The sequence below is a fragment of the Gemmobacter sp. genome (assembly GCF_016792925.1).
Lineage (GTDB): Bacteria > Pseudomonadota > Alphaproteobacteria > Rhodobacterales > Rhodobacteraceae > Gemmobacter.
The window spans coordinates 1-3,185 of record NZ_JAEULU010000134.1 but is presented as its reverse complement, the minus strand read 5'-3'; the positions used below and the strand labels follow the sequence as shown (position 1 = coordinate 3,185).

3 protein-coding genes are annotated in these 3,185 nt (G+C 65.0%); all 3 read left to right on the top strand.

The window, feature by feature from the left end; all coding sequences use genetic code 11:
* The coding region (locus JNN06_RS06690) for an ABC transporter permease (protein ID WP_291238818.1) at positions 1 to 726 on the top strand (726 nt) is incomplete at its 5' end.
* The gene (locus tag JNN06_RS06685; protein WP_291238817.1) at positions 727 to 1,518 is read left to right on the top strand and encodes a purine-nucleoside phosphorylase; all 792 of its coding nucleotides are present in this window, start codon (positions 727 to 729) and stop codon (positions 1,516 to 1,518) included. It begins immediately after the preceding gene.
* 238 nt (positions 1,519 to 1,756) lie between these two features.
* Positions 1,757 to 2,989: a tryptophan synthase subunit beta gene (trpB, locus tag JNN06_RS06680; RefSeq protein WP_291238816.1), complete on the top strand. Its 1,233-nt coding sequence runs from the start codon at positions 1,757 to 1,759 to the stop codon at positions 2,987 to 2,989.
* Positions 2,990 to 3,185: the final 196 nt, after the last annotated feature.

The following is a 3,185-nucleotide window of genomic DNA, read 5'->3' as shown; positions in this document are numbered from 1 at the left end:
ATCGCCTCGATCACCTTCCGCGGCAATCAGCTGATTTCCGGCGTGGCGCTGAACTTCGTGGCCTCGGGGATCACGGTGCTGGTGGCGCTGGCGCTGTTTGACCAGGGCGGGCGCACGCCTGCGCTGGAAGGGGCGGCGCGGATGAGCGAGATCACCCTGCCGCTGACCGAGGCGCTGCGCGGTGTGCCGCTCTTGGGGCCGCTTTATGCAGATGTGATCTCGGGCCATCCGCTGATCGTCTATTTCGGCTTTGCGCTGGTGCCGGCAACCTGGTGGCTGCTCTATCGCACCCGCTTTGGCCTGCGGCTGCGCGCAGTGGGGGAAAACCCGGCCTCGGTCGATACGGCGGGGGTCTCAGTGGCACGCTTGCGCTTTGCGGCGGTGCTGATTGCGGGCGTGCTGTGCGGGCTGGCGGGGGCCTATATGGCCACGGGATTGCAAGCCGGTTTCGGGCGCGAGATGACGGCGGGGCGCGGCTATATCGCGCTGGCGGCGCTGATTTTCGCCAAATGGCGGCCATGGCAGGCGCTTGGGGCCTGCCTGCTGTTCGGCTTTTTCCAGTCGCTCGCGCTGCGGCCCGATGTGCTGGAGGCAATGGGCCTGAAAGTGCCGGTGCCCGCGCTGGATGCCCTGCCCTATGTGCTGACGGTGGTGGTGCTGGCGGGCCTGATCGGCAAGGCCGTGCCGCCGCGCGCCGGTGGCGAACCCTATGTGAAAGAACGCTGAATGTCTGATCTGCTTTCCCTTGTGCAGGCCCGCGCGGGCGCGGCGCCGGTGCGGCTGGGCCTGATCCTGGGCTCTGGCCTTGGCCATCTGGCGGCGGCGGTGCAGGGGGTTGCGATCCCCTATGCCGACCTGCCGGGTTTTCCGCATGTCGGCGTGTCGGGGCATAACCCCAACCTCGTGATCGGGGATCTGGAGGGGGTGCGCGTCGCGGTGTTCGGCGCGCGCGAGCATTACTATGAGAACGGCAATCCCGCCGCGATGCGCCCGGCGCTGGAGCTGCTGAAGGCGCTTGGCGCCGAGGCGCTGATCGCCACCAATGCGGCGGGCAGCCTGCGGCCTGATATTCCGCCGGGCGAGCTGATGCTGCTGTCGGATCACCTGAATTTCTCGGGCCTGAACCCGCTGATCGGCGAGAAAACCGATGCGCGTTTCGTGCCGATGGGCGATGCGCATGACCCCGCCCTGCGCGCGGCCCTGCGCGCGGCGGCAGAGGCCGAGGGCGTGGCGCTGCCCGAAGGGGTTTACACCTGGTATTCCGGCCCGAGTTTCGAGACTCCGGCCGAAATTCGCGCCATCAAAATCCTGGGCGGCGATGCGGTCGGCATGTCCACCGTGCCGGAGGTGATCCTCGCGCGGTTCCTCGGGCTGCGGGTGGCGGCGATCTCGACCATCACCAATATGGCGCAAGGCATGTCGGACGAGAAGATCAGCCACGAGCATACCAAAGCCATGGCCCCCTTGGGCGCGGCCAAGCTGGAACGGGTGTTGCGGCGCTTTTTGCGCGGGGTCTGAGGCATGCAACCCTCCTGCGAAGGGTTGAAGGGGGCGCTCGCGCCCCCTCTTTGCTGCGCAAATTCACCCCCGAGGATATTTTTGAACAGATGAAGGAACGAGCGCCGGTAGCTCATTCATCTGTTCAAAAATATCCTCGGGGGGAACTCTCCGCAGGAGAGTGGGGGGGCAGACAGCCCCCCTTTCCCCCGCCCCCCATCCGCGCTACATCGGAAGTCAAGATTTTCAGGGGGAAACCATGGCCGAAGACGGGATCAACAGCTTCATGACCGGGCCGGACGAGCAGGGCCGCTTTGGCATTTTCGGCGGGCGCTTCGTGTCCGAGACGCTGATGCCGCTGATCCTCGAATTGCAGGCGCAATATGATTTCGCCAAGACGGACCCGAGCTTCTGGGCCGAGATGGACGATCTGTGGAAGCATTATGTCGGGCGCCCCTCGCCCCTGTATTTCGCGCCGCGTCTGACCGAGCATCTGGGCGGCGCCAAGATCTATATGAAGCGCGACGAGCTGAACCATACCGGCGCGCACAAGATCAACAATGTGCTGGGCCAGATCATCCTGGCGCGGCGCATGGGCAAGACCCGGATCATCGCAGAGACCGGCGCAGGCCAGCATGGCGTGGCGACGGCGACGGTTTGCGCCAAGTTCGGGCTGAAATGCGTGGTTTATATGGGCGCGCATGATGTGGAGCGGCAGGCGCCCAACGTCTTCCGCATGCGGCTTCTGGGGGCCGAGGTGGTGCCGGTGACCAGTGGTCGCGGCACGCTGAAGGATGCGATGAATGACGCGCTGCGCGATTGGGTGACCAATGTGCGCGACACTTTCTATTGCATCGGCACGGTGGCGGGGCCGCATCCCTATCCGGCGATGGTGCGCGATTTCCAGTCGATCATCGGCAAGGAAGTGCGCTGGCAGCTGGCCGAGCAAGAAGGCGAGGGCCGCCTGCCCGATACGGTGATCGCGGCGATTGGCGGCGGGTCGAATGCGATGGGGCTGTTCTTCCCCTTCCTCGATGATCCTTCGGTGCGAATCATCGGCGTCGAGGCCGGTGGCAAGGGCGTGGATGACCGGATGCAGCATTGCGCCAGCCTGACCGGCGGGCGCCCCGGCGTGCTGCATGGCAACCGCACCTATCTGCTGCAAGACCCGGACGGGCAGATTCTGGAAGGGTTCTCGATCAGCGCGGGGCTGGATTATCCCGGCATCGGGCCGGAACACGCCTGGCTGCATGACACGGGCCGCGCCGAATATGTCAGCATCACCGATGCCGAGGCGCTGGAGGCGTTTCAGCTGTGCTGCAAGCTGGAGGGAATCATCCCGGCGCTGGAGCCGAGCCACGCGCTTGGCCATGTGATCAAGCTGGCCCCCACCCTGCCCAAGGATCATATCCTGGTGATGAACATGTGCGGGCGCGGCGACAAGGACATCTTCACCGTCGCCAAACACCTGGGTTTCGACATGAAAGTCTAGGAAAAGCCTTCAGCTTTTCTTCATAAACGAAAGTTTAGCCCCCGGAGTCTGCCGCGCGCCAGCCTCCGGGGGTATGCTTTTAAACATCCGCACAATGGCGTGATCGCAGGCGACGTGGCGTTCTGTCAGGGCCTTCCAACGACAGGCACGCCGAGAGACAGGCGGCGGTCGGGCGGGTTCAGGCAGATGTGAAACG